The organism is Streptomyces sp. NPDC059851 (genome assembly GCF_042732005.1).
Taxonomy (GTDB): Bacteria; Actinomycetota; Actinomycetes; order Streptomycetales; family Streptomycetaceae; genus Streptomyces.
The window spans coordinates 23,993-43,976 of sequence record NZ_JBHWJJ010000034.1 but is presented as its reverse complement, the minus strand read 5'-3'; the positions used below and the strand labels follow the sequence as shown (position 1 = coordinate 43,976).

Sequence of the window (19,984 nt, the reverse complement as noted above, 5' to 3'; positions counted from 1 at the left end):
GGCTGTTCCGGTGGGGTGCGCACCCCGCCCGCGTACTGCCGCCGATGCTCGGCGGGCCGGCCGCAGTACGGCTCGGGTACTGGTGGAGCCGCCGGGCGGGCGCCGGCGTCGACCGGGGCTCTAGAGGGGTTCTCCACACTGTGGCGGGCCGTAGCCGCGCCACACACGCCTTGCCAGGAGGACAGATGAAGACCGACGGGCGCACCGCCCCGGACACCCCCGCCCCGGATGCCGTCGCCCCGGGTGCCGCCGGCCCGGGTGCCGCCGCCCCGATCACCGTGCGGGCGCTGGCGGTCGAGGGTGCCTTCGAGTTCACGCCGCGGGTGCACCATGACGAGCGCGGGATATTCACCTCTCCGCTCCAGGGCGAGGAGTTCGCCCGGGCCGTGGGTCACCCGATGCCCGTCGTGCAGACCAACCACAACCGGTCGGCGCGGGGGGTGCTGCGCGGGGTGCACTTCACGACGACCCCGCCCGGGCAGGCGAAGTACGTGCACTGCGCCCGGGGCCGGGCGGTGGACTTCGTGGTCGATCTCCGGCTGGGCTCCCCCACGTTCGGCGTGTGGGATTCGGTGGAGATGGACACGGTGTCCTTCCACGCCGTCTACCTCCCGGTCGGGGTTGGACACGCGTTCTTGGCGCTGGAGGACGACACGGTGATGTCCTATCTGGTGTCGTCCCCCTACCGGGCGGGCCTGGAGCAGTCCCTCGACCCGTTCGACCCGGTCCTTGCCCTGCCCTGGCCCGGGGACCTGCCGCTGACCCTTTCGGAGCGGGACAGCCACGCCGTGGGGCTGGCCGAGGCCCGGGCGCGGGGCATGCTCCCGCGGTACGAGGACTGTGTGAGGGTCACTGACACCTACCGGTGAGCGGGGGCCGCCGCGGCCAGCTCCCGCGTGCGGACGGCGGCCGGGGCAGCGGCCCGGCCGGCGGGCCGGTCGGCGGCCCGGTCGGCGGGCAGGAAGCCGAGCAGGGCGAGCAGAGTGCGGGCCTCCACGTTGAGGTGGCTGCCGTGCCGGACGAAGCCGATGAGCTGGCGCACCGTCATCCAGGTGAACTGCGGGGGCACGTGGAGCGGGAAGTCCTCGTCCGTCTCGACGAGCACGTAGCGGATCCGGGCGTGGTAGAAGCGTCCGCCTTCCTCGGACTGCACGGTGTCGAACCGGATCCGGTCGGGCCGGGCGGAGAGCACCGTGTCCAGGAATTCCAGGTGGGGTGCCGGGCCCCGGCCGTCCGCCGCACCGGGACCGTAGTCGGCGGGCTGGCACTGCACGGTCGGGGCCAGCTCGACGCGGGCCAGCGCGCCGGTCTCCACGCGCGCCTGCACCAGCAGGTGCAGGACCCCGTTCACCCGCTTCGCGAGGAAGGCCGCCACGCCCTGGCTGTTGGGCATGAACATGGGCTGGGACCAGCCGGACACCTCCCGGTTGGAGGCCTCCACCCGTACGCCGAGCACGGTGAAGTGGCGGCCCTCGTCGTGGACGACGACGCCGTCGCGCATCGACCAGCGTGCGGTGGACGCCAGCGGGATGAGCCGGCGGGTGAGGGTGCACAGCTCCTTGGCCAGCGCCAGGTGCCGCAGCAGCTCGGTGGTGCCGTGCAGGCGTCGTCCTTGCGGCTCCCACGAGGCGGCCAGCGCGCCCTGGAACGAATCCGGGTCGGGCCCGCCGGGCCTGGTGGGCCCGGTGGGCCGGCGCAGGCCGACGGCCCCGGAGAGCACCGTACGGGTGTCCATGTTGATCAGGTCGTCGGTCTGCAGCAGTTCGGCGATCTGGTCGAAGGACAGCCAGCAGAACTCGTCCAGGAGGGGGACGTCCTCGTCGGTCTGCACGATCATGTTGCGGTTGCGCTTGGCGAGGAACCAGGACGCCTGCTCGGACTGGAGGGCGTCGGAGAGGACCCGGCCGCGGCCGGGGGTGAGGAAGTAGTCGAGGTAGGGGACCGGGCGGCCGCCGTGCACCCGGGTGTAGTTGCTCCGGGTGGCCTGCACGGTCGGCGAGAGCTGGACCAGGACGGCGTTGCCCGGTTCCATCTTCGCCTGGAGCAGGCAGTGCGGGACTCCGTCGAACTCCTTGACCAAAATGCCGAGGACGCCCTGTTCCGGCTGGACGATGATCGGCTGCTGCCAGGCGTCCACGGCGCGGCCCGACCGCGTGACGTCGAGTCCTTGGACGGAGAAGAACCGGCCGCTGCGGTGGACCAGGTTCCCGGACTCCTTCTCCACCGACCAGCCGTCCAGCCGGTCCACGGGTACCCTCGTCACCTCGTACGTCTGCGCCGCGCAGACCTGTTCGAACCAGCGGTGGAATTCCGTTGTGCTGGAGAACATGGGGCGCCCCCTCGTCGGGTCGTCCGGACCCCCTGGCGGGGCCCGTGCCGGGGCGGCCGCGACAGCCGCGGCGGCCGCCAGCAGCCTCACCGAGGCCGCTCGCCCCCCTCTCGACCCGGGATCGAGCCGAGATCGAGCCGCCCCGGCCACCGTTGGCGCGTTCGAGCCCGACCAGGACGACTGGAGTCCCGTGATGCCTGTTCTCTCCGGGGGGAGCCCGGCCGCGTCGCCCGCGCGCAGGACGGGCCCGGCCGCCGGTCCGGTACTGCGCCTGGGCGTGCTCGGCTGCGCCGAGTTCGCGCGCCGCCGGATGCTGCCCGCGATGGCCGCCCATCACGCCGTGGAACTCTGCGCGGTCGCCAGCCGGTCGGCCGGCCGGGCCGCGGCCACGGCGGCGCCCTACGGGGCCCGGCCCGTCACCGGGTACGCGCAGCTGCTCGCCGATCCCCTGCTGGACGCCGTGTACGTGCCGTTGCCGGCCGCGTTGCACGCCGAATGGGTCGGGGCGGCCCTGGACGCCGGCAAGCACGTGCTGGCCGAGAAGCCGCTGACCACGGACCCGGCGCGGACCCGTGCGCTGCTGGAGCGGGCCCGGGCCCTGGGGCTGGTGCTGCGCGAGAACACGATGTTCGTCCACCACGGCCAGCATGCTGCGGTGCGCCGGCTGCTGGCCGACGGGGCGATCGGGGAGCCGCGCGCGTTGCACGCCGCGTTCACGGTGCCCGCGCCCCCGGAGGGGGACATCCGCTACGACCCGGAGCTGGGCGGCGGCTGCCTCGCCGACATCGGCCTGTACCCGGTACGGGCCGCGGTGCACCTGCTCGGCACGGAGCTCGACGTGGCCGGCGCGGTGCTGTCGGCCGCACCGGGGCGGCGGGTGGAGACCTCCGGTGCCGCGCTGCTGCGCCGTGCCGACGGCGTCAGCGCGCAGCTGACCTTCGGTATGGAGCACGCCTACCGGTCCCGGTACGAGGTGTGGGGCAGTGAGGGACGGATCACGGTGGACCGGGCGTTCACCCCGGCCGCTGACCACCGTCCCGAGCTCCTCGTCGAACGGGCCTCGGGCACCGAGACGGTGACCTTGCCGGCCGAGGACCAGGCGGCGGCGTCCCTCACCGCGTTCACGGCCGCCGTCCACGGCCGGCCGGGCGGTGGCGACGAGGCGGGGCTGCTGGCCCAGGCGGACCTGCTGGCCCAGGCGGACCTGCTGGCGCGGATCCGGCGTACCGCGGTCTGGGGGGCCGGTCGCTGAACCGGCCCCGGCGGGCCGGCCCCGGCCAGGGCGTGTGCCGGCCGGCCGGGTGGTGCCGCCCGCGCCGCTGGTCTGCGGGAGGGGTCGCCCTGCGTGCCGCGGTCGTCAGGCGAGGCAGCAGGGGAGCCCGCCGTTGTACTCGATCATCTCGTGCAGTGCTGTCTGCATGACGGGCATGGGCAGTGCCTCCGTGGCGCCGGTGCCGTCCAGTTCCGCACGGGCGCGGTGGAGGTTGGGTACCAGGCGCTCGGGGTCGAGGAGGTCGGCGTACGGCCCGAGGTCTGCTTCCCGGGCGGTCTCGACGGGGGTGAGGCCCGCGGCGCGGCCCTGCTCGGCCAGGTCCTGGACCAGCCGCAGGTAGCCCTCCACGGTGTCGAAGACCTCGGGGCCGGAGACCGGGCCGTGGCCGGGCACGACCGTGGTCGCGCCGAACGCGCGGAGCCGTTCCAGGGCGGTCAGGGAGCCGGCGATCGATCCCATGAGGCAGAACGGGGTCACCCCCGCCATCACCAGGTCGCCGGTGAACAGGACCCGCTGCTCGGGCAGCCACACGACGGAGTCGTTGGAGGTGTGGGCGCGCGGGCCCACGTGCACCACTTCGGCGCGGACCGATCCGACGTGCAGGGTGAGGGCGTCCCGGTAGGTGACGGCCGGCGGCACCAGCGCGATGGCGCCCCAGTCCACGTCGGGCCACAGGCCCGTCAGGTGCAGGCCCGAGGCGATCATCTCGGACCGGGTGCGTTCGTGGCCGATGACCAGCGCCTCGGGGAAGAGGAAGTTGCCGAAGGCGTGGTCGCCGTGGAAGTGGCTGTTGACGACGGCCTTCGGGGCGGTCGGGTTCAGGTGCAGCGCGGCTTCCCGCAGGGTGCGGGCCCGGGACTCGGTCGCGACGGTGTCGACGAGGGCGCTGTGGCCGTCGGAGACGATCACACCGGCATTGTTCAGGCACCATCCGCCGGGTGGCTGGACGAAGGCGTGGACGCCGTCGGCGATCTCGGTCGCCCGGGTGGGTGGCGGTGCAGGGGCAACGGCGGGGGGTGTGGTGCGTGACGGCACGGCCGGTCTCCTCACTCGGTTCGGCGGACGCAGCGAGTCTGTCCGTAGCGGCTCGCAGCACGGTCGAAGGTCCGCTGAGGGGCCGGTGGGCGGGTGCCCGGGGTCAGAGGTTGTCGCCCCAGCCGCCCTGGATCATGGTTTGGAAGGCCCAGGTGCCGTCCTTCCTGATGAGGACGTCCGCGTAGTGCATGCGCTGGGTTTCGCCGGCCACGGTCATGGTGCAGTCGGTGAAGACCACCGCCATCGCGGCGGAGAGGAAGACGGGGGTGCGGGTGGAGGTGAAGGAGACGCCCTCCCCCATGACGTGCTTCATGGTCTCGACGAACTGCTGCCGGTTCCACTGCGCCGATCGGCCGTTGCCCGCGGAGTCGTCGCTGACGAGGTTGAGCGGGAAGACGGCCATGTCGGCCATGTCCTCGACCTGGCAGGCGGTGCAGTGGGAGTCGTACGTGGCGAACCACGCGTCGAGGGAGGCGCGGTCCTCGGCGGTCGGAACGTAGCCGGTGTCGGCAGGAAGGGTCACGGTACGCCCCCAAAAATGCTGGTCAAGTTTGACTAGAGGAGTCGACTATACACGCTCCGTCGCGGAAAGAAGAGTCACCTGTTCCGCATGGTGCTCCGACTCCAACGGGGCTCCGGCGTACCTCCACGGGGCCCGGAGACCCTCGATCGGACGTGTAACGACTGCTACCCGATGGGGGTTTCGCGAGATGACGCAGACAACGGTCGGCCGGCCGACGGTTTCGGCTCTTCAGGAGGCTGTGCAGGGCGCGGCTGACCGCCTTGTCGAGGCGGGGGCGGCGGGCGTCCAGTTCCGGGTCGCGCGGGGCGACGACGCGTTCGTCGTGACCTCGGGCATCGCCGAGCTGGGCACCGACCGGCCGGTGCCGACCGACGGCCGCTTCCGGATCTCGTGCATCACCAAGCCGTTCGTGTCGGTGGTGGTGCTCCAGCTGGTCGCCGAGGGCAAGATCGTCCTCGACAACACGGTGGAGAGCTACCTGCCCGGCCTGCTGCCGTACGGCGAGAAGATCACCATCCGCAACCTGATGCAGCACACCAGCGGTCTGTACAACTACTCGGACTCGTTCCAGAAGCCGGGCGACCGGTTCCTGCGCGACCGCTACAAGCACTACGAGCCGACCGACCTGATCGCGATCGCCGCGGCCAAGCCGCTGGAGTTCGAGCCCGGCTCCAAGTTCGCGTACTGCAACACCAACTACTTCATCATCGGCCTGCTCATCGAGAAGGTCACCGGCCGCTCCTACCGCACCGAGATCACCGAGCGGGTGCTGGAGCCGCTGGAGCTGACGGAGACGGTGCTGCCGGGCGACGACCCGAACATCCCCGGCCCGCACGCCCGCGGCTACATGGAGATCGGCGGCAAGACGGTGGACGTCACGCTGATGAACCCCTCCGAGGCCGGTTGCGCGGGCGAGATCATCTCCACCACCCGCGACCTGGACACCTTCTTCTCGGCCCTGTTCAGCGGGAAGCTGCTGAACGAGCCGGAGTTCACCGAGATGACCACGCCACTGCCCCCGGAGATGATCGAGAACCTCCCGATGGGCATCGGCTACGGCCTCGGCATCATGAAGCTGCAGAACGACGCCGACCTCGACCTGTGGGGCCACGGCGCCGGCATCCCCGGCTACGCCACCCTCGCGGCCACCACCCGCGACCTGTCGGCCCGCGTCCAGCTGTCGTTCACCATCGGCGACAAGGACTTCGGCCCGGAGGCCGAGGAAGCCGTCATCCGCGGCGTCAACGTCGCCCTGTGCTCCTGAGGCCGATGATGGCGCAGGCGACGCATTCCCACGGCAAGGGCGTCATCGTCACCGGCGGCGGCACCGGGATCGGTGCGGCCACCGCCCGCACGTTCGCCGAGGACGGCGCCCAGGTACTGGTCGTCGGCCGGACCGAGGCGAGGCTGAAGGAGACCGCGGCCGGCCACGAGCGGATCCGGACGCTGGCCGTGGACGTCCACGACCAGGACGCGCCCCGGCTGATCGTGGAGCGGGCACTTGAGGAGTTCGGCCGGCTCGACGTGCTGGTCAACAACGCGGCCGTCACCGGGTTCGCCACCCTCGACCACCTGGAACGGGACGCGGTCCGGGCCCAGCTCGGCACGAACCTGCTGGCCCCGGTATTCCTCACCCAGGCCGCCCTGGACGCCCTGGAGGAGACCAAGGGCGTGGTCATCAACGTCAGTTCGGCCGGTTCGCTCGGCCGCCGGGCCTGGCCGGAGAACTCCGTCTACGGCATGGCCAAGGTCGCGCTGGACTTCCTCACCCGTACCTGGGCGGTGGAACTCGCACCGCGCGGCATCCGCTCCGTGGGCATCGCGCCCGGTGTCGTGGACACCGGCGTCGGCGTCCGGGCCGGAATGCCCGAGGAGGCCTACCGGGGCTTCCTGGAGGAAATGGCCGAGCGGATCCCGTCCGGCCGGGTGGGCCGCCCCGAGGACATCGCCTGGTGGATCGTGCAGCTGGCACGCCCCGAAGCGGCGTACGCCAACGGCACCGTCCTCGCCGTGGACGGCGCCCTGTCGGTGGCCTGACGCCGTCGACCACGTACCGCGCCCGGCCGGGACCTCCCGGCCGGGCGCGGTGCCGTACGCGCCGGCCCCGACCAGTGGGCGCGTCGACCGGGCGGGCCGCCTCGTCATCGCCGGCCGCTACGACGGGGCCCTCCCGGCGCGCCGCTGCCGGCTCGCGCACGCCCGGTCCCTGCCAGCGGGCGGGGGTGCTGGTGCAGCGGCCTGCGAAGCCGGTCGGGGGTGGAGGGGGCCAAGGGGGGCCGGGCGGCTACCGCAGCGGGCAGGGGTGGTTCGCCCGGTCCCGCCGCCTGCACGTGCACGGTGCGCGACGGTCGGCGGTCGGCGGTCGGCGGTCGGCGGTCGGCGGTCGGCGGTCGGCGGTCGGCGGCTGAACGTCCGGCACCCTCTCGACGCCGCGCAGTGGACCGCCGGCGCAGTGGCGCCGGCGGTGGGAGGCCGGGTGCGGTTCCTCGCGGCGGAGGGCGAGTCGGGGAAGCGGTGCGGGAACGGGACGATCCGCGGCGCCCCCGACGGCGACGTGTCGATCGAGCTGCCCGCCCCGCTGGCGGACCTGGCCGACGCCGATCACGGCCGGTACGGGCTCGCCGCCACGGTCGGGTTCCGGCACCGGGGCCAGGAGTGGGCCGACCGCATCGACCTCAGCGGGCCGGCCGACGACCGCGGCGCCCGGGTCCGCCACGCGGCCACCGCGCCTGCTGCACGGGCCACGCCGGTGCGGCGTGGCCGTGATCGGGATCGAGAACCTCATGAGTCCTGGCGCGAGCCGCTGCTCACTGCGTGCCGCACGATGTCCCGGCACGATGCCGCGCGCGTCGCGATCGGGCGACGCGCCCCGGGGCAGCCGATCGGGCGACGGACGGCACCGCCCCCCAGCGCACCGGAGCGATGTGGTGGGGGCCCGGACCGTTCAGGCCGGTCCGGGCACCCCAGAGCGGGGGAAGCCCGCCCCCGCATCCCCGGGGCCGCGGGCCGCGGAGCGCGGGCCGCGGGCCTGGTCCGTGCCGCCGGACGCGGAGCGAACGCGGGCGACCAGGGCACCACACCGTTCGGGACACCCGTAGGGGCCAGGCGCGGGCCCGAACGCACCCCTGCTGGCTGACTTCCCCGTACGGGTTGTCAGCGGGCCACGGTGGCCGTCACGTAGCGGACGGGGACGTCGATGTGGACGGGGCCGCCGTTCTCGCGCAGGGCGTCGAGGGCGGTGATGAGCCGCGCGCGCAGGGCGGCGGCCTCGTCCTCGGGCAGGTGCTGCCACAGCAGCCGCATGCCCTGCGTGTGCGACCAGTCCACCCAGGCCTCGCCGGACACCGCGGTCATCGGGACGTTCTCGTCGGTGATCTGCACGTCGGTGAAGCCGGCCTTGTCCAGGGCGGCCGTGAGGTCCGCGGGGGCCTCCAGCCAGGAGTGCAGCTGCTGGTGCAGCTGCTCCGGGTGCCAGGCCGCCGGCAGGTGCTCCAGCAGGGACATCGGGATCAGCTCGGTGAACATCGGGGGCAGGAAGGGGAAGGTGTCGCGGGTGAAGACGGGGCTGGTGAAGGCGATCCGGCCGCCGTCGCGCAGCAGCCCGGCGTAGCGGGCGAGCGCCGCCCGGGCGTCGGGCAGGAAGATCACGCTGTAGCTGCCGAGCACCAGGTCGAAGGAACGGGGCGGCAGGTCGGGGTGTTCGCCGTCCATCACGCACAGGTCGACGTTGCGGATCCCCTGGCGGTCGGCCTCCCGGGCGGCTTCCTCGATCATCGCTTCCGCGATGTCGATGCCCAGTGCGGTGCCCTCCGGGCCGATCTGCGCGGCCGCGGGCAGCAGGGTGGCGCCGAGGCCGCAGCCGACGTCCAGGAGCCGCTGGCCCGGCCGTGGAGCGGCCAGTTCCACCAGCCTCCGGCCCATCGGCGTGAAGAACTCCACGCCCAGCCGGTCGTAGGTGGCCGCGGCCTCGTTGAAGGCATCGGTGACTTTCGTCTTGTACAGCGCGCTGTCCACGTTCAACTCCGGGTGGTCGTGTTCGGGTGGGCGCCCACGGGCGGGGGGAGCCACTGCTGGCCCCATCCTGCGGACCGCGCCCCGGGGCGTACTGGAGCGTTCGTCGAGGCGGGGTCGATGCCGCCGGGGCTCAGGCGCGGGCCTCGTCCAGCTGGGCGCACCATGCCGTCGGGCTGGGCGCGCGCAGCAGGCCGGTGCCGATGAGCAGGCCCTGGAATCCGGCGTCCAGCAGCCGGGCGGCCCGGACGGGGTCGGTGATGCCGCTGGCGCTCACCGCGCAGTGGGTGCCGGTCCGTAGGACGGCGGGCAGCAGGTCGGCGCTGCGGTCCAGGTCCCCGGGGAGCCGTTCGCGGGTGGTGATGTCCTTGTTGTTGACGGCGACCACGCAGTGGGGTCCGGGCGGTACTGCGGTGGCTTCCGTCTCGTCGGCGATCTCCACGAAGGGGGTCAGGCCGAGTTCAAGGGCGTGTCCGGCCAGCCGGGCCAGGGCACCCGCCGGCAGCAGTTTCGCGGTCAGCAGGACCGCCGAGGCGCCGAGGTCGCGGGTGCGGGCGAGTTGGCTGCGGCTGGTGACGAAGTCCTTGCGCAGCAGGGGCAGGTCGGTGAGCGCGGCGACCTCGGCGAGGAGTTCCTCGGTGCCGCCGAACCAGTGTCCGGTGACGACCGAGATGCAGGGTGCGCCCGCTTCCTCGTAGCGGGCGACGACCTCGGCGACGGAGCGGCTGCCCAGCAGGTCGTTGCCGTCGGCGTCCTGCCGTTTGACCTCCATGATCAGGGGGCGGTCGGCGGAGGTGAGCGCTTCGGTGAAGGTCGTGGTCATGGTGTCTTCCAGGCGCGGACCAGGTCCGCCGTCCGCGCTCCGTCGAGCAGGCCGGCGTCGCCCCGGGCGGCGGAGTCCACGTCGATGCCGAGGAATCCGGGGTGCGCGAGGGTCGCGCCGAACCGGTTCCGGTTGTCCGGGCGCAGGCCGCCCGCGAGGAGGAAGGAGCGTTCCATCCGGTCGGCCAGGGCGGCCGCCGTGTGGTCGTCGAGGGTGTGCGCGGTGCTGCCGACCCGCCCGTCGGCGGTGGCCGCGTCCAGCAGGAACAGGTCGGTGCCGGCCCGTTCGTAGGCTGCGATCAGGCTCGCTTCCGGGCAGGAGCCGCTGCGGACGTGCAGCACCTTGACGATGCGCACCCGGTCGGGGAGTTCCGTGCGCAGGGCGCGGACCAGGGCGGGCCGCTGGTATCCGTGGAGCTGGATCCAGTCGGTGCCGGCGGCGGTGGCGGTCCGGGCGAGGGCTGCGGGGTCGGAGGCGAAGGTGACCAGTACGGGCCGCAGTCGGCCGGTGGCCCGGGCCTCGGCGGCCAGCTCGGCCAGCTGCCCGGCGGGCAGGTCCGCGCGGCCGTCGGGGATGCCGTGCCACAGGCCGAGGAGGTCCGCGCCGGCCTCTGCGACGGCCCGGACCTCTTCGGCGGTGGTGGCACCGCAGACCTTGACGAACACTAGGCCGTCGGCGCCGTGGCGTGGGCGTCCCGGACGAGGGAGCCGTCGGCGAACCGGGGGTCCTCGCCCTGGAACAGTCCCGGGTGGGCGGCCCGCAGGTCGGCGATGACCCACTCGTAGGGCAGGTCGTCGAACTCGCCGTGGAGGCGCAGGAACTCCATCTGCTGCCGTCCCTGCTCGTCGAAGGGGTGCAGGAGGCTGTCGGCCGTGCCGTCGAACTCCAGGGGGGCCATCCGGTACAGCCGGCACAGCGTCCGGTTGAAGACCGGGGTCGCCTTCACCCAGCGGTCCTGGAGGTGTACGGAGGTCAGGCCGTGCTGGTGGAAGACGTCGCCGCCGATCAGCTGCTTGAGCCGGTCGGAGGCGAGGTGGTTGCGCACGTCGGCGAGGACGAGGCGGGCGGGGATCCCCAGCGAGCGCAGGGCGGCGGCGTACAGCACCGACTTGTGGAGGCACATGCCGGAGCCGGTGGTCACCACCTGGCTGGCGCGCAGTCCCTGGCGGGACAGGTCCGCTCCGTACACCTCGTAGCGGATGCCGTCGCGGACGGCGTAGTACAGGGCCACCGCCTGCTCGGTGGGGGTGGTGGCGGTCGCCGGGACGGCGTCGCGGACGAAGGCGCGGACCTCGGGGCTGTCGTGGTCGATGAACTCGGTTGCGGCCAGGGCCTCGGTGGCCGGGGCTGCGGGTCCGGACGGGGCGTTCATGGTGGCGTGATCCGTTTTCTGTCGGGGTGGGGGTCAGAGGCCGAGCAGCGAGGCGATGCGGTTGCGCTGGATTTCGGAGGTCCCGGAGTAGATGGTTCCGCCGATCGAGTTGCGCAGTTCCTTCTCGATGCCGTATTCGGCCATGTAGCCGTTGCCGCCGAAGATCTGCACGGCGGCGAGCGCTGAGGCGAGGTTGGCCTCGCTGGTGACGAGTTTGGCGATGGCCACGTCCTTGGTGGCGTTCTCGCCGGCGGCGAGCTTGCGAGCGGCGGAGTACAGCCAGTGGCGGGCGGTCTCCACGCCGATCTCCATGTCCACGATCTTGTGGGAGACGGCCTGGTAGGAGCCGATCGGCTTGCCGAACTGGGTGCGGGTGCGGGCGTACTCGGTGCACCGTTGGACGCGGTCGCGCATTTCGCCCGCCGTGACGGCGAAGGAGCAGAGGATCTCCCAGCGCATCACGTGGTCCAGGACGAGGAAGCCGCCGCCCGTGCGGCCGAGGACCTGGGAGGCGGGGATGCGGCAGTCGTCGAAGAACAGCTCGCTCAGCGGCGAGGTGCGCAGCCCCATCTTGGGGATCGGCTTGCCGACCGTCAGGCCGGGGGTGTCGCGGTCGACGAGGAATGCGGTGATGCTCAGCGGGCCCGGGCGGTCGCTGGTGCGGGCGTAGACGGTGATCAGGTCGGCGACGGGGCCGTTGCTGACGAAGGCTTTGCTGCCGTTCAGGACGAAGCCGTCGCCGTCGCGGACCGCCCGGGTGTGCATGGCCAGGGCGTCCGAGCCGCTGTCGGGCTCGCTGATGGCGTGTGCGCCGATGGCTTCCCCGGAGCACAGGCGGGGTAGGTGGCGTTCTTTCAGCTGGGGTGAGCCGAACCGGTGCAGCGGGACTCCGGTGCTGACGATGTGGCTGGTCACGGAGAAGTTCAGGCCGGCGTCGCGGCAGCCCTGTCCGAGGCCTTCCAGGACGTGGACGGTGGTCAGCAGGTCCTGGCCGAGGCCTCCCCAGCGTTCTTCGAAGGGCAGGCCGAGGATTCCCGTGGCGCGCAGCAGGTCCCACTGTTCCCGGGGGAAGACCGCTGCGGCGTCGCGTTCGACGTGTCCTTCGCTGATCTTGCGCAGCAGCGGCTGCAGGCCTTCGCGCAGCCGCTGCTGGTCATCGGTCCACGTGGTCATCAGTACTGGGAGAACTCGGGAGAGTCGAGGTTGTGGACCTCGTCGCCGCGCAGGGCGGGGGTGAACATGCAGACCAGGCGGAGGTCTTCGTGCGGGCTGGCGATCAGCCAGTGCGCGTCGTGCTGGTCGAGGGCGTAGAGGGTGCCGGGGGTGATGGGGTGGGAGTCTCCGGCGGTGTCCACGACCTCGCCGCTGCCCTCGATGCAGTAGCAGGCCTCCAGGTGGCGGCGGTATTCCAGGCGGGACTTGGTGCCGGCCCGGACGATGGTGTCGGTGACGGTGTAGCCGAGGCCGTCGGAGGCGGTGAGGAAGCGGCGGCTGATGCCGTTGCCCCAGTCGACGCAGCGTACGTCGTCGAGCTTGCGGACGATCATGTGGGGTTTCCTTTCGTGGGGTGGCCGGGGAACGGGTGGAGCAGCTCCCGTACGAAGGAGGCGAACTCTTCGACGGGGTCGTGTCCTTCGGTGAGGGCCTGTTCGATGCGGGCGACGCCGGCGCTGCCGACGACCGCCGCGTCCGCGCCGAGGTCTTCCAGCGCGGCGATGTCGGCCCTGGTGCGGATGCCGAAGCCGACCGCGACGGGGGCCGTGGTCCGGGCGCGCAGCAGGGTGAGTGCGGCGGCCAGGCGGTCCGGGTCGGCCGCCGTGGTCGTGCCGGTGCGGCCGTAGTGGGCGACCAGGTAGACGTAGGCGGAGGCGTGCCGGGCGGCCTCGGAGACGGTCTGCGGGTCGGAGACCGCGTAGCAGGTGGTGACGAGTGGTAGGCCGGCGTCGCGCGCCGCCGCGTAGTGGGCGGCGCGCAGTCGGGGCGGCAGTCCGTGCAGCAGTAGCGCGTCGCAGCCCGCGTCGGCGACGGTCCGGGCGAAGTCCCCCAGGTCGGTGCCCTTGACGCTGTGGCTCCAGTCCGCGAGTAGGGCGATGCGCAGTCGGCCGAGGCCCGGCCGGATGGCGGCCACCGCGTCGAGGACGGAGTGCAGGGTGGTGCCGCCGGCCAGGGCGCGGTCGGCGGAGCGGCGGATGACCGGCCCGTCGGTGGCGGATCCGGGGAAGGGGACGGCGAGTTCGAGGCAGTCGACGCCGTTCTCGTCGAGCATCGCGGCGAGTTCCGGTAGTGCGGCCAGGGGCGGGTCGCCGGCGTTGGCGAACACGGCCAGTCCCGGCTGTCCGGGGCTCCGCCCGGCGAAGAAGCCGGGGCGGGCGTCGGGGCGGGCGTCGGGGCGGGCGTCGGGGCGGGGGGTCGTGCCGGTCAGGGTGTCAGGCATGCGCGGCGTCCAAGGAGCGCAGTCGTTCGAGCCGGGAGAGGGCCGAGCCGTCCTGCAGTACGGTGTGGGCGGCGGCCAGCGCCTGGTGCCAGTCGCCGGTCAGCCGGCCGGCCACGGCGAGCGCCGCGGCGTTGAGGCAGACCGTCTCGCGGACGGTCGGGCCGCACCGGCCGGCGAGTACGTCGAGGAACAGTTCGGCGCCCCGGTCCACGCCGCCTTCGGGGACGGCGAGGTCGGCCAGATGGCCGGTGCCGAGCCCGAGCGTGCCGGGGGTCAGCACGAACTCGTGGTCGGTGCCGTCTGTGTAGGCCCGGACCCGGTTGGTGGTGAATCCGAGCAGTTCATCGGCGCCGGCGTCGTTGGCGGCCAGCCAGACGGACCGGCCGGTGGTGCGTGAGACGTGCTCGGCGGCGTGCCGCAGCCCTTCGAGGTGTCGGGGCCGGGACACGCCGGTCACCTGTGCGCTGACCGGTATGTCGGCGAGGAAGGGCCCGAGCGTGTTGACGAAGGAGCCCAGCCGGCGTAGGTCCAGCGGCACCACTGCCCGGGCGAGGAGGGTGACCTCCTGTGGGTAGACGAAGAACCCGGCGAAGGCGATGCCGCAACGCTCCAGGACGTCTTGGGTGTGCGCGTACGAGGTGGTCGGCGTGATGCCGAGCCGGGCGAGCAGGTCGAGGGAGCCGAAGCGGCTCGTGTGGGCGCGGGAGCCGGTCTTGACGACGGGGACGCCCATGGCCGCGGCGACGAAGGCCGCCGCCGTGGAGATGTTGAAGGTGGCCGGGCCGCCGCCGGTGCCGACGATGTTGACGGCGCCGGCGAAGGCTCCGGCGGGGCGCGGCGGCCGGCGCTCGTCCAAGGACTCCAGCAGCCCGTGCAGGGTGATGCGGTCGGGCATCTGTGTGGACAGTGAGGCAAGGAGGGCCGCGGCTTCACCCCGGAGCAGGTCACCGGCGTGCAGCCGGTCCCAGAACGACCGCCACACCGGCAGTTCCACGGGGCGGTCGCGGCCGATGAGCGAGACGACGGCCTCGTGCATGGCTACGCGGCCCCCGCGGTCTTGGGCGCGGACTGCTCGATGAACGCGGCGATCGCCGTGACCGTGGTGAAGGACTCCGGGTCGAGGTCGACGGTGTCGGCGTCGATGCCGTAGCGGTCCTCCAGCCAGGCGATCACCTTGAGCAGCCCGAGGCTGTCGACGATGCCGTTCTCCAGGAGGTCGTGGTCGTCGGCCAGTTCGCCGGCGGGCACGTCGGGCAGGAACTCCTCGATGATGAACGCCTTGACGGCCGGGGCGTGGGTCATGTCAGTTCTCCTTGGTGAAATGGGCCTTGGCGGCGAGGTCGCGGTCGACCTTGCCGGTCGAGGTCCTGGGGAGCGGATCGTCGGTGATCCGCAGAGTCGAGGGGACGGCCGCGCGCGGCAGCCGGCGGGCCAGGTGGCCGCGCAGTGTCAGGGTGTTGAGGCCGGAGCCGGTGGTGCGCCGTACGACGGCGTGCAGCAGGCGTCCGGCGACGGGGTCGGGCAGGGCGAGGACGGCCGCCTCGGTGACGTCGGGGTGGGCGAGCAGGACGCTTTCCACCTCCTGGGCGTTGACCCGGACCCCGCGGACCTTGACCTGGTGGTCGGTGCGCCCTTCGAGGGTGAGGGAGCCGTCCGGGTGTCGCCGCACGAGGTCGCCGCTGCGGAAGTACCGGCGCCCTCCCGTGCCCGATGGATGGGGTGCGAAGACGTGCGCGGAGGCGGCCGCTCCGAGGTAGCCGTCGGTTTGGAAGGGGGTGGAGACGAGGAGTTCGCCGGTGCCCGGTCCTTCCAGGACGCGCCCGTCGCCGTCGGCGAGGAAGTGGTCGACGCCGGCCAGTGGGCGGCCGAGCGGCAGCGGGGTGCCGGCCTCGGTGCGGGCGTCGGTCACCTCGTACCAGAAGCTGTCGTTGGTTTCGGTGCACCCGTAGACGTTGTACAGCCGGGCGGCGGGCATCAGGTGCGGCAGCCGGGCGAGGACCGGCCCGGGCAGGGCGTCGCCGGTGAAGACGGCGTGGCGTACGGACGGCAGGACCGACCCGGTGTCCTGGGCGGCGTCGGTGATCAGCCGGTAGAACATGGGCACGCCCTGGACGACTTCCGCCCGGTGGCGGTCGAGCAGGGCCAGTAGGCGGGGGCCGCTCAGTGCCTGGTCGGGGTCGACGAGGACGACCTTGCCGCCGTGGGCGAGGGTGGCCCAGAGGTCGAGCAGGCACAGGTCGAAGTTGAGCGGCGCGTAGTTGAGGACGGTGGAGCCGGGGCCGATGCCGAAGGCGTCGGCGGCCCAGTGGACGAACGCGTCGACGGCTTCCACGCCCAGCGGCACGATCTTGGGGAGTCCGGTGGAGCCGGAGGTGGTCAGGAGCAGGGCGGGTTGCCCGCCGGGGGGTGCGGGCGGGTTCCACGGGCCGGTGTGCGCGTGGTCCGGTGCGTCGCCGGCGTCCACGTCCGCGTCCTGGTGCGTGTGCTGGTCCGGGGTGGCGGGTGCCGCCGGATCCAGCACCTCGCGGACGCCGGCCTCGTCGTACAGGCGTTCCAGGGCGTCGGCGCCGAGGGTGGCCGAGGGCAGCAGGACCGGCCGGCGCTCCAGCAGACAGGCGAGGACCAGCGCGATGGTGTCGGGCGATTTCACGGCGGGGACGCCGACCGGGGAGTCGCCGGTCAGCCGGTCGAGGCGGGCACGCCGTGCTTGCGCGCGGCGCAGCAGGGTCCCGTAGTCGATCTCCTCGTCGCGCCAGACCAGGGCCGTCGCATGCGGGTCCCGGCGGGCGTGGGCGAGGAATCCGTCGACCAGGCCGTGGTGGTCCGGTGCGGGTCCGCCCGGCACGCCCGGGGTGGGGGGAGCCGCCCGAGCGGCCTGTGTGGCCTGCGAGGTGTCCGGCACCGTGTCCGTGCTGCTGCCCACAGCCCCTCCCCCTTGTTCATGCACTGGTCGTTTGCATCCGATGGTGGTTTTGCGGTCTTGAGGCCGGATGGAGCGCTGCTGAACTCCCGGGGCGGCCGGTCTCGGGGGTCGTTGGGCACCCCACGGCCGAGCGGGCGGCCCCGTTGGGGGCCGCCCGCTCGTCGCCTCACGGCCGCGGCCCGGTGGGCGGACGGCCGTGCCCGGTGGTCCCCGACCGGTGGTCGCCGGGGGCCGGCCGGGGCTCAGGCGGCGGTGCGCTCGGACAGCGCCCGGTTGATGAGTTCCAGGTACTGGCGGGGGGTCTCGGCCTCGGAGACGGCTTCCTCGTCCAGGAGCACCTGCCATTCCCGCTCGACGAGGCCCGTGGTCTGGAGCATGGCCAGCGAGTCGTAGCCGAGTTCGGCGAACGGGACGTCCTGGATGTCGCCGTCCAGGTCCACGCCCTCGTCCTCGCCGGCGGACTGGCGCAGCAGGGCGGTCAGATCGGTGAGTTCGAACCGGGTCACGTCATACCTCGTGTTTCTTCTGTGCGGACGTGTGGTTGTCCGTGGTGGTGTGCTTCGGTACGGCCGGGGGTGGCGCCGGCGTGGTTTTAGGCGCTGACCACGGCGGCGGCGTTGAAACCGCCCCGGCCACGTGCCAGCACCAGCGCCGTCCGCAGCTCCACGCCGGTGCGCGGGGTGGCGGTGACCAGGTCCACGGGGCAGTCCCGGGCCGGGCGGTCGGTACCGGTGGTGGGCGGGATCACCTGGTCGCGCAGCGAGAACAGCGCCGCGGCCAGGTCGAGGGAGGACCCTCCGGCGGAGAGCCGGCCGGTCATGCTCTTGGGTGCGGTGACGGGCACGGCCCGTTCACCGAACAGCTCGCAGATCGCCCGTGCCTCGGCACGGTCGGCCTGCCGTTCGCCGGCGGCGTCGGCGAAGACGACGTCGACCTGGTCGGGCCGCACCCCGGCGTCGGCGAGGGCGAGTTCGGCCGCGGCGCCGAGCCGACGGCCGTCGGGGTGGGGGGACGGGTCGAAGGTCGCGGCGTAGCCGGTGACCGACCCGTACGCCCGGGCCCCGCGGGCCCGGGCGGCCTCGGCGTCCTCCAGCACCATCAGGGCGCCGCCCTCCCCCGGTACGTAGCCGCTGGCGTCCTCGGAGAAGGGGAGGAAGGCGCGGTCCGGGTCCTCGCCGGGGCTCATGCGTCCCTCGGCGACGTGTGCGACCCAGCCCCACGGGCACAGGGCGGAGTCGACGCCGCCGGTGATGACGAGCGAGGACCCTTTGCGTAGCTGGCGGCGGGCTTGGGCGACGGCGTCGAGTCCGCCCGCCTGTTCGGTCACCAGCACCCCGCTGGCGCCCCGCAGCCCGTGCAGGATGGAGATCTGGCCGGTGTTGACGGCGTAGAACCAGGCGAAGGACTGGTAGGCGCTGACGTACTGGCCGCCCTGGCTCCACAGGGCCTGGAGCTCGCGCTGGCCGAATTCGAAGCCGCCGGCGGAGCTGGCGGTGACGACCCCGGCCGCGTAGGCGGGGAGTTCGGCCGGGTCGACCCCGGCGTCGTCCAGTGCTTCCTGGGCGACCGCCAGGGACAGCCGGGTCACCTGGTCGGTCTGGGCCATCAGTCGGCTGCGCACGTGGTCCTCGGGGACGAATCCGGGTACCTCGCCCGCGAGCCGGGCCGGATAGCCGCGGGCGTCGAAGCGGGTCAGCGGACCGATGCCGTTCTCGCCCCGCAGTACGGCGTCCCACCAGGCGCGGGCGCCGAACCCGTTGGGGGCGGCGACGCCGATGCCGGTGACCACGGCCTGCGGGCGGCGGGTCGTGCCGGGGCCGTCCTCGCGGGTGCGGTCGAGGGTGGACGTGGTGGTCATGCGGTCGCTCCCAGGTGGGGACGGGTCAGGATCATGGCGCTTTGGAACCCGCCGAAACCACTGCCCACGGTGAGCACCGTGTCGGTCTGCTGCTCGCGGGCCACGAGCGGGGTGTAGTCCAGGTCGCACGCGGGGTCGGCTTCGTGCAGGTTGGCCGTGGGCGGCACGGTGTTGTGCGTGATGGCCAGGGCGCTGGCGGCCACTTCCAGGGAGCCGATCGCCCCGAGGGAGTGGCCGATCATCGACTTGATGGAGCTGACCGGCACCTCGTAGGCGTGCTGGCCGAGGCTGCGTTTGAACGCCGCCGTCTCGTGGCGGTCGTTCTGTTTGGTGCCCGAGCCGTGGGCGTTGATGTAGTCGACGGCGTCGGGGTTGAGTCGGGCCTCGTCGAGGGCGGCGGTGATGGCTTCGGCCATCTCCACGCCGTCCGTCCGTAGACCGGTCATGTGGTAGGCGTTGCTGCGGCTGGCGAAGCCCGATATTTCGGCGTAGACCTGCGCTCCGCGGCGGCGGGCGTGTTCCAGTTCCTCGACGACGAGGACGGCCGAGCCCTCACCGAGCACGAACCCGTTGCGGGTGCGGTCGAAGGGCCGTGAGGCCGTTTCCGGCTCGTCGTTGCGCGGGCTGGTGGCCTTGATCGCGTCGAAGCAGGCCACGGTGATCGGGGAGATCGGTGCTTCGGTGGCGCCCGTGATCATGACGTCGGCGCTGCCTTCGCGGATCAGTTCCACCGCGTGGCCGACGGAGTCCAGGCCCGAGGTGCAGCCGGTGGAGACCAGCGACACCGGGCCCTGGGCGCCGGCCAGGCGGGCGACCTCGGCCGCCATCGAGCTGGGCACGAAGTAGTCGAAGAGATGGGGGACGGCCCGGGTGTGGTCCAGTACCCAGTCCGCGCCGTTGCGGCTGACCTGCGCGTACTCGACGTCGAGGCCGGTGGTGCAGCCGACCGCGCTGCCCAGGGTGACACCGGTGCGCAGCGGGTCCAGTTCTGCGGTCAGTCCGCTGTCGGCCAGGGCTTCACGGGTGCTGACCAGGGCGAACTGGGTGGCCCGGTCCAGTCGTGCGGCCTCGGCGGGGGTGAAGCCCTGAGCGGCGGGGTCGAAGTCCGCCTCCGCGGCGATACGCGAACGGAACTGCGCCGGGTCGAACAGGGTGATGCCCCGGGTGGCGGTACGGCCGGAGGTGAGCACCGACCAGAACTCCTTGGTGCCCACGCCGCCGGGTGCGACCACTCCGATTCCGGTGATCACGACCCGTCTCATCGGCTTTCCTTCACAGTTGTCCTCCAAGGGTCACGGCGACAGCGCGGATCGCCGCCGCGCGCGCGACGCAACCACCGCACGTGGTTTCGAGCCTCGCCGACCTTCCTGGAGAACCGCTCGAACCAGTGCCTGTCCCCCACC

20 protein-coding genes are annotated in these 19,984 nt (G+C 72.9%); 4 read left to right on the top strand and 16 right to left on the bottom strand.

Annotated elements, in window-relative coordinates:
* Positions 1-185: 185 nt before the first annotated feature.
* Positions 186-869 (top strand): dTDP-4-dehydrorhamnose 3,5-epimerase family protein, encoded by a 684-nt coding sequence (locus ACFV7Q_RS14855; protein ID WP_385428388.1) that lies wholly within the window; start codon positions 186-188, stop codon positions 867-869.
* On the opposite strand, the gene ACFV7Q_RS14850 is transcribed toward ACFV7Q_RS14855, so the two are convergent.
* The gene (locus tag ACFV7Q_RS14850) at positions 860-2,329 is read right to left on the bottom strand and encodes an NDP-hexose 2,3-dehydratase family protein (protein ID WP_385428386.1); all 1,470 of its coding nucleotides are present in this window, start codon (positions 2,327-2,329) and stop codon (positions 860-862) included. The two genes, ACFV7Q_RS14855 and ACFV7Q_RS14850, sit on opposite strands and share 10 nt — an antisense overlap.
* A gap of 193 nt (positions 2,330-2,522) precedes the next feature.
* Between ACFV7Q_RS14850 and ACFV7Q_RS14845 the strand changes: the two genes are divergently transcribed.
* Positions 2,523-3,581, top strand: coding sequence for a Gfo/Idh/MocA family protein (locus ACFV7Q_RS14845; protein WP_385428384.1), 1,059 nt, complete (start codon positions 2,523-2,525; stop codon positions 3,579-3,581).
* Between the two features lie 105 nt (positions 3,582-3,686).
* On the opposite strand, the gene ACFV7Q_RS14840 is transcribed toward ACFV7Q_RS14845, so the two are convergent.
* Together ACFV7Q_RS14840 and ACFV7Q_RS14835 are read right to left on the bottom strand one after the other, a co-directional pair.
* On the bottom strand, positions 3,687-4,637 hold the full coding sequence (locus tag ACFV7Q_RS14840) for an MBL fold metallo-hydrolase (protein WP_385428382.1): 951 nt from the start codon (positions 4,635-4,637) through the stop codon (positions 3,687-3,689).
* 103 nt (positions 4,638-4,740) lie between these two features.
* Entirely contained in the window at positions 4,741-5,160 is a 420-nt protein-coding gene (locus ACFV7Q_RS14835) for a nuclear transport factor 2 family protein (RefSeq protein ID WP_385428381.1), read from the bottom strand.
* Positions 5,161-5,398: 238 nt separating this feature from the next.
* On the opposite strand from ACFV7Q_RS14835, the gene ACFV7Q_RS14830 reads away from it, so the two are divergent.
* Together ACFV7Q_RS14830 and ACFV7Q_RS14825 are read left to right on the top strand one after the other, a co-directional pair.
* Entirely contained in the window at positions 5,399-6,424 is a 1,026-nt protein-coding gene (locus ACFV7Q_RS14830) for a serine hydrolase domain-containing protein (RefSeq protein ID WP_385428380.1), read from the top strand.
* Between the two features lie 5 nt (positions 6,425-6,429).
* Positions 6,430-7,197, top strand: a complete 768-nt coding sequence (locus ACFV7Q_RS14825; RefSeq protein WP_385428424.1) for an SDR family NAD(P)-dependent oxidoreductase — start codon at positions 6,430-6,432, stop codon at positions 7,195-7,197.
* Between the two features lie 1,116 nt (positions 7,198-8,313).
* Here the strand turns inward: ACFV7Q_RS14825 and ACFV7Q_RS14820 are convergent.
* The 13 genes from ACFV7Q_RS14820 to ACFV7Q_RS14760 form a co-directional block, all read right to left on the bottom strand.
* Positions 8,314-9,174: a class I SAM-dependent methyltransferase gene (locus ACFV7Q_RS14820; RefSeq protein ID WP_385428378.1), complete on the bottom strand. Its 861-nt coding sequence runs from the start codon at positions 9,172-9,174 to the stop codon at positions 8,314-8,316.
* 130 nt (positions 9,175-9,304) lie between these two features.
* Positions 9,305-9,994: an indole-3-glycerol-phosphate synthase gene (locus tag ACFV7Q_RS14815; RefSeq protein WP_385428377.1), complete on the bottom strand. Its 690-nt coding sequence runs from the start codon at positions 9,992-9,994 to the stop codon at positions 9,305-9,307.
* The gene (locus ACFV7Q_RS14810) at positions 9,991-10,659 is read right to left on the bottom strand and encodes an N-(5'-phosphoribosyl)anthranilate isomerase (protein ID WP_385428375.1); all 669 of its coding nucleotides are present in this window, start codon (positions 10,657-10,659) and stop codon (positions 9,991-9,993) included. The genes ACFV7Q_RS14815 and ACFV7Q_RS14810 overlap by 4 nt, the downstream gene beginning before the upstream one ends.
* Complete coding sequence (locus ACFV7Q_RS14805; RefSeq protein WP_385428373.1) at positions 10,659-11,366, bottom strand: transglutaminase family protein; 708 nt, start codon at positions 11,364-11,366, stop codon at positions 10,659-10,661. Before ACFV7Q_RS14805 ends, ACFV7Q_RS14810 begins: the two co-directional genes overlap by 1 nt.
* 33 nt (positions 11,367-11,399) lie before the next feature.
* A complete protein-coding gene (locus ACFV7Q_RS14800; protein ID WP_385428371.1) occupies positions 11,400-12,539 on the bottom strand; it encodes an acyl-CoA dehydrogenase family protein in 1,140 nt (379 codons plus the stop codon).
* Positions 12,539-12,913 (bottom strand): ectoine synthase, encoded by a 375-nt coding sequence (locus ACFV7Q_RS14795; protein WP_385428370.1) that lies wholly within the window; start codon positions 12,911-12,913, stop codon positions 12,539-12,541. The genes ACFV7Q_RS14800 and ACFV7Q_RS14795 overlap by 1 nt, the downstream gene beginning before the upstream one ends.
* Positions 12,910-13,800, bottom strand: coding sequence for a tryptophan synthase subunit alpha (gene trpA, locus ACFV7Q_RS14790; RefSeq protein WP_385428368.1), 891 nt, complete (start codon positions 13,798-13,800; stop codon positions 12,910-12,912). Before trpA ends, ACFV7Q_RS14795 begins: the two co-directional genes overlap by 4 nt.
* Positions 13,793-14,836 (bottom strand): anthranilate phosphoribosyltransferase, encoded by a 1,044-nt coding sequence (locus ACFV7Q_RS14785; protein ID WP_385428366.1) that lies wholly within the window; start codon positions 14,834-14,836, stop codon positions 13,793-13,795. The genes trpA and ACFV7Q_RS14785 overlap by 8 nt, the downstream gene beginning before the upstream one ends.
* A 2-nt stretch (positions 14,837-14,838) precedes the next feature.
* Positions 14,839-15,102: an acyl carrier protein gene (locus ACFV7Q_RS14780; protein WP_385428364.1), complete on the bottom strand. Its 264-nt coding sequence runs from the start codon at positions 15,100-15,102 to the stop codon at positions 14,839-14,841.
* A gap of 1 nt (position 15,103) precedes the next feature.
* On the bottom strand, positions 15,104-16,723 hold the full coding sequence (locus ACFV7Q_RS14775; RefSeq protein WP_385428362.1) for an AMP-binding protein: 1,620 nt from the start codon (positions 16,721-16,723) through the stop codon (positions 15,104-15,106).
* Positions 16,724-16,965: 242 nt separating this feature from the next.
* On the bottom strand, positions 16,966-17,229 hold the full coding sequence (locus ACFV7Q_RS14770) for an acyl carrier protein (RefSeq protein WP_385428360.1): 264 nt from the start codon (positions 17,227-17,229) through the stop codon (positions 16,966-16,968).
* An 86-nt stretch (positions 17,230-17,315) separates the two neighbouring features.
* Positions 17,316-18,581 (bottom strand): ketosynthase chain-length factor, encoded by a 1,266-nt coding sequence (locus ACFV7Q_RS14765; RefSeq protein ID WP_385428359.1) that lies wholly within the window; start codon positions 18,579-18,581, stop codon positions 17,316-17,318.
* Positions 18,578-19,843: a beta-ketoacyl-[acyl-carrier-protein] synthase family protein gene (locus ACFV7Q_RS14760; RefSeq protein WP_385428357.1), complete on the bottom strand. Its 1,266-nt coding sequence runs from the start codon at positions 19,841-19,843 to the stop codon at positions 18,578-18,580. Before ACFV7Q_RS14760 ends, ACFV7Q_RS14765 begins: the two co-directional genes overlap by 4 nt.
* Positions 19,844-19,984: the final 141 nt, after the last annotated feature.

Excerpts from the sequence above, each read along its gene's own strand:
- ACFV7Q_RS14780 (WP_385428364.1), bottom strand. The coding sequence starts at position 15,102 with ATGACCCACGCCCCGGCCGTCAAGGCGTTCATCATCGAGGAGTTCCTG.
- ACFV7Q_RS14825 (WP_385428424.1), top strand. The coding sequence starts at position 6,430 with ATGATGGCGCAGGCGACGCATTCCCACGGCAAGGGCGTCATCGTCACC.
- trpA (WP_385428368.1), bottom strand. The coding sequence starts at position 13,800 with ATGCCTGACACCCTGACCGGCACGACCCCCCGCCCCGACGCCCGCCCC.
- ACFV7Q_RS14795 (WP_385428370.1), bottom strand. The coding sequence starts at position 12,913 with ATGATCGTCCGCAAGCTCGACGACGTACGCTGCGTCGACTGGGGCAAC.
- ACFV7Q_RS14800 (WP_385428371.1), bottom strand. The coding sequence starts at position 12,539 with ATGACCACGTGGACCGATGACCAGCAGCGGCTGCGCGAAGGCCTGCAG.
- ACFV7Q_RS14815 (WP_385428377.1), bottom strand. The coding sequence starts at position 9,994 with ATGACCACGACCTTCACCGAAGCGCTCACCTCCGCCGACCGCCCCCTG.
- ACFV7Q_RS14760 (WP_385428357.1), bottom strand. The coding sequence starts at position 19,843 with ATGAGACGGGTCGTGATCACCGGAATCGGAGTGGTCGCACCCGGCGGC.
- ACFV7Q_RS14765 (WP_385428359.1), bottom strand. The coding sequence starts at position 18,581 with ATGACCACCACGTCCACCCTCGACCGCACCCGCGAGGACGGCCCCGGC.
- ACFV7Q_RS14785 (WP_385428366.1), bottom strand. The coding sequence starts at position 14,836 with ATGCACGAGGCCGTCGTCTCGCTCATCGGCCGCGACCGCCCCGTGGAA.
- ACFV7Q_RS14855 (WP_385428388.1), top strand. The coding sequence starts at position 186 with ATGAAGACCGACGGGCGCACCGCCCCGGACACCCCCGCCCCGGATGCC.
- ACFV7Q_RS14850 (WP_385428386.1), bottom strand. The coding sequence starts at position 2,329 with ATGTTCTCCAGCACAACGGAATTCCACCGCTGGTTCGAACAGGTCTGC.
- ACFV7Q_RS14805 (WP_385428373.1), bottom strand. The coding sequence starts at position 11,366 with ATGAACGCCCCGTCCGGACCCGCAGCCCCGGCCACCGAGGCCCTGGCC.
- ACFV7Q_RS14845 (WP_385428384.1), top strand. The coding sequence starts at position 2,523 with ATGCCTGTTCTCTCCGGGGGGAGCCCGGCCGCGTCGCCCGCGCGCAGG.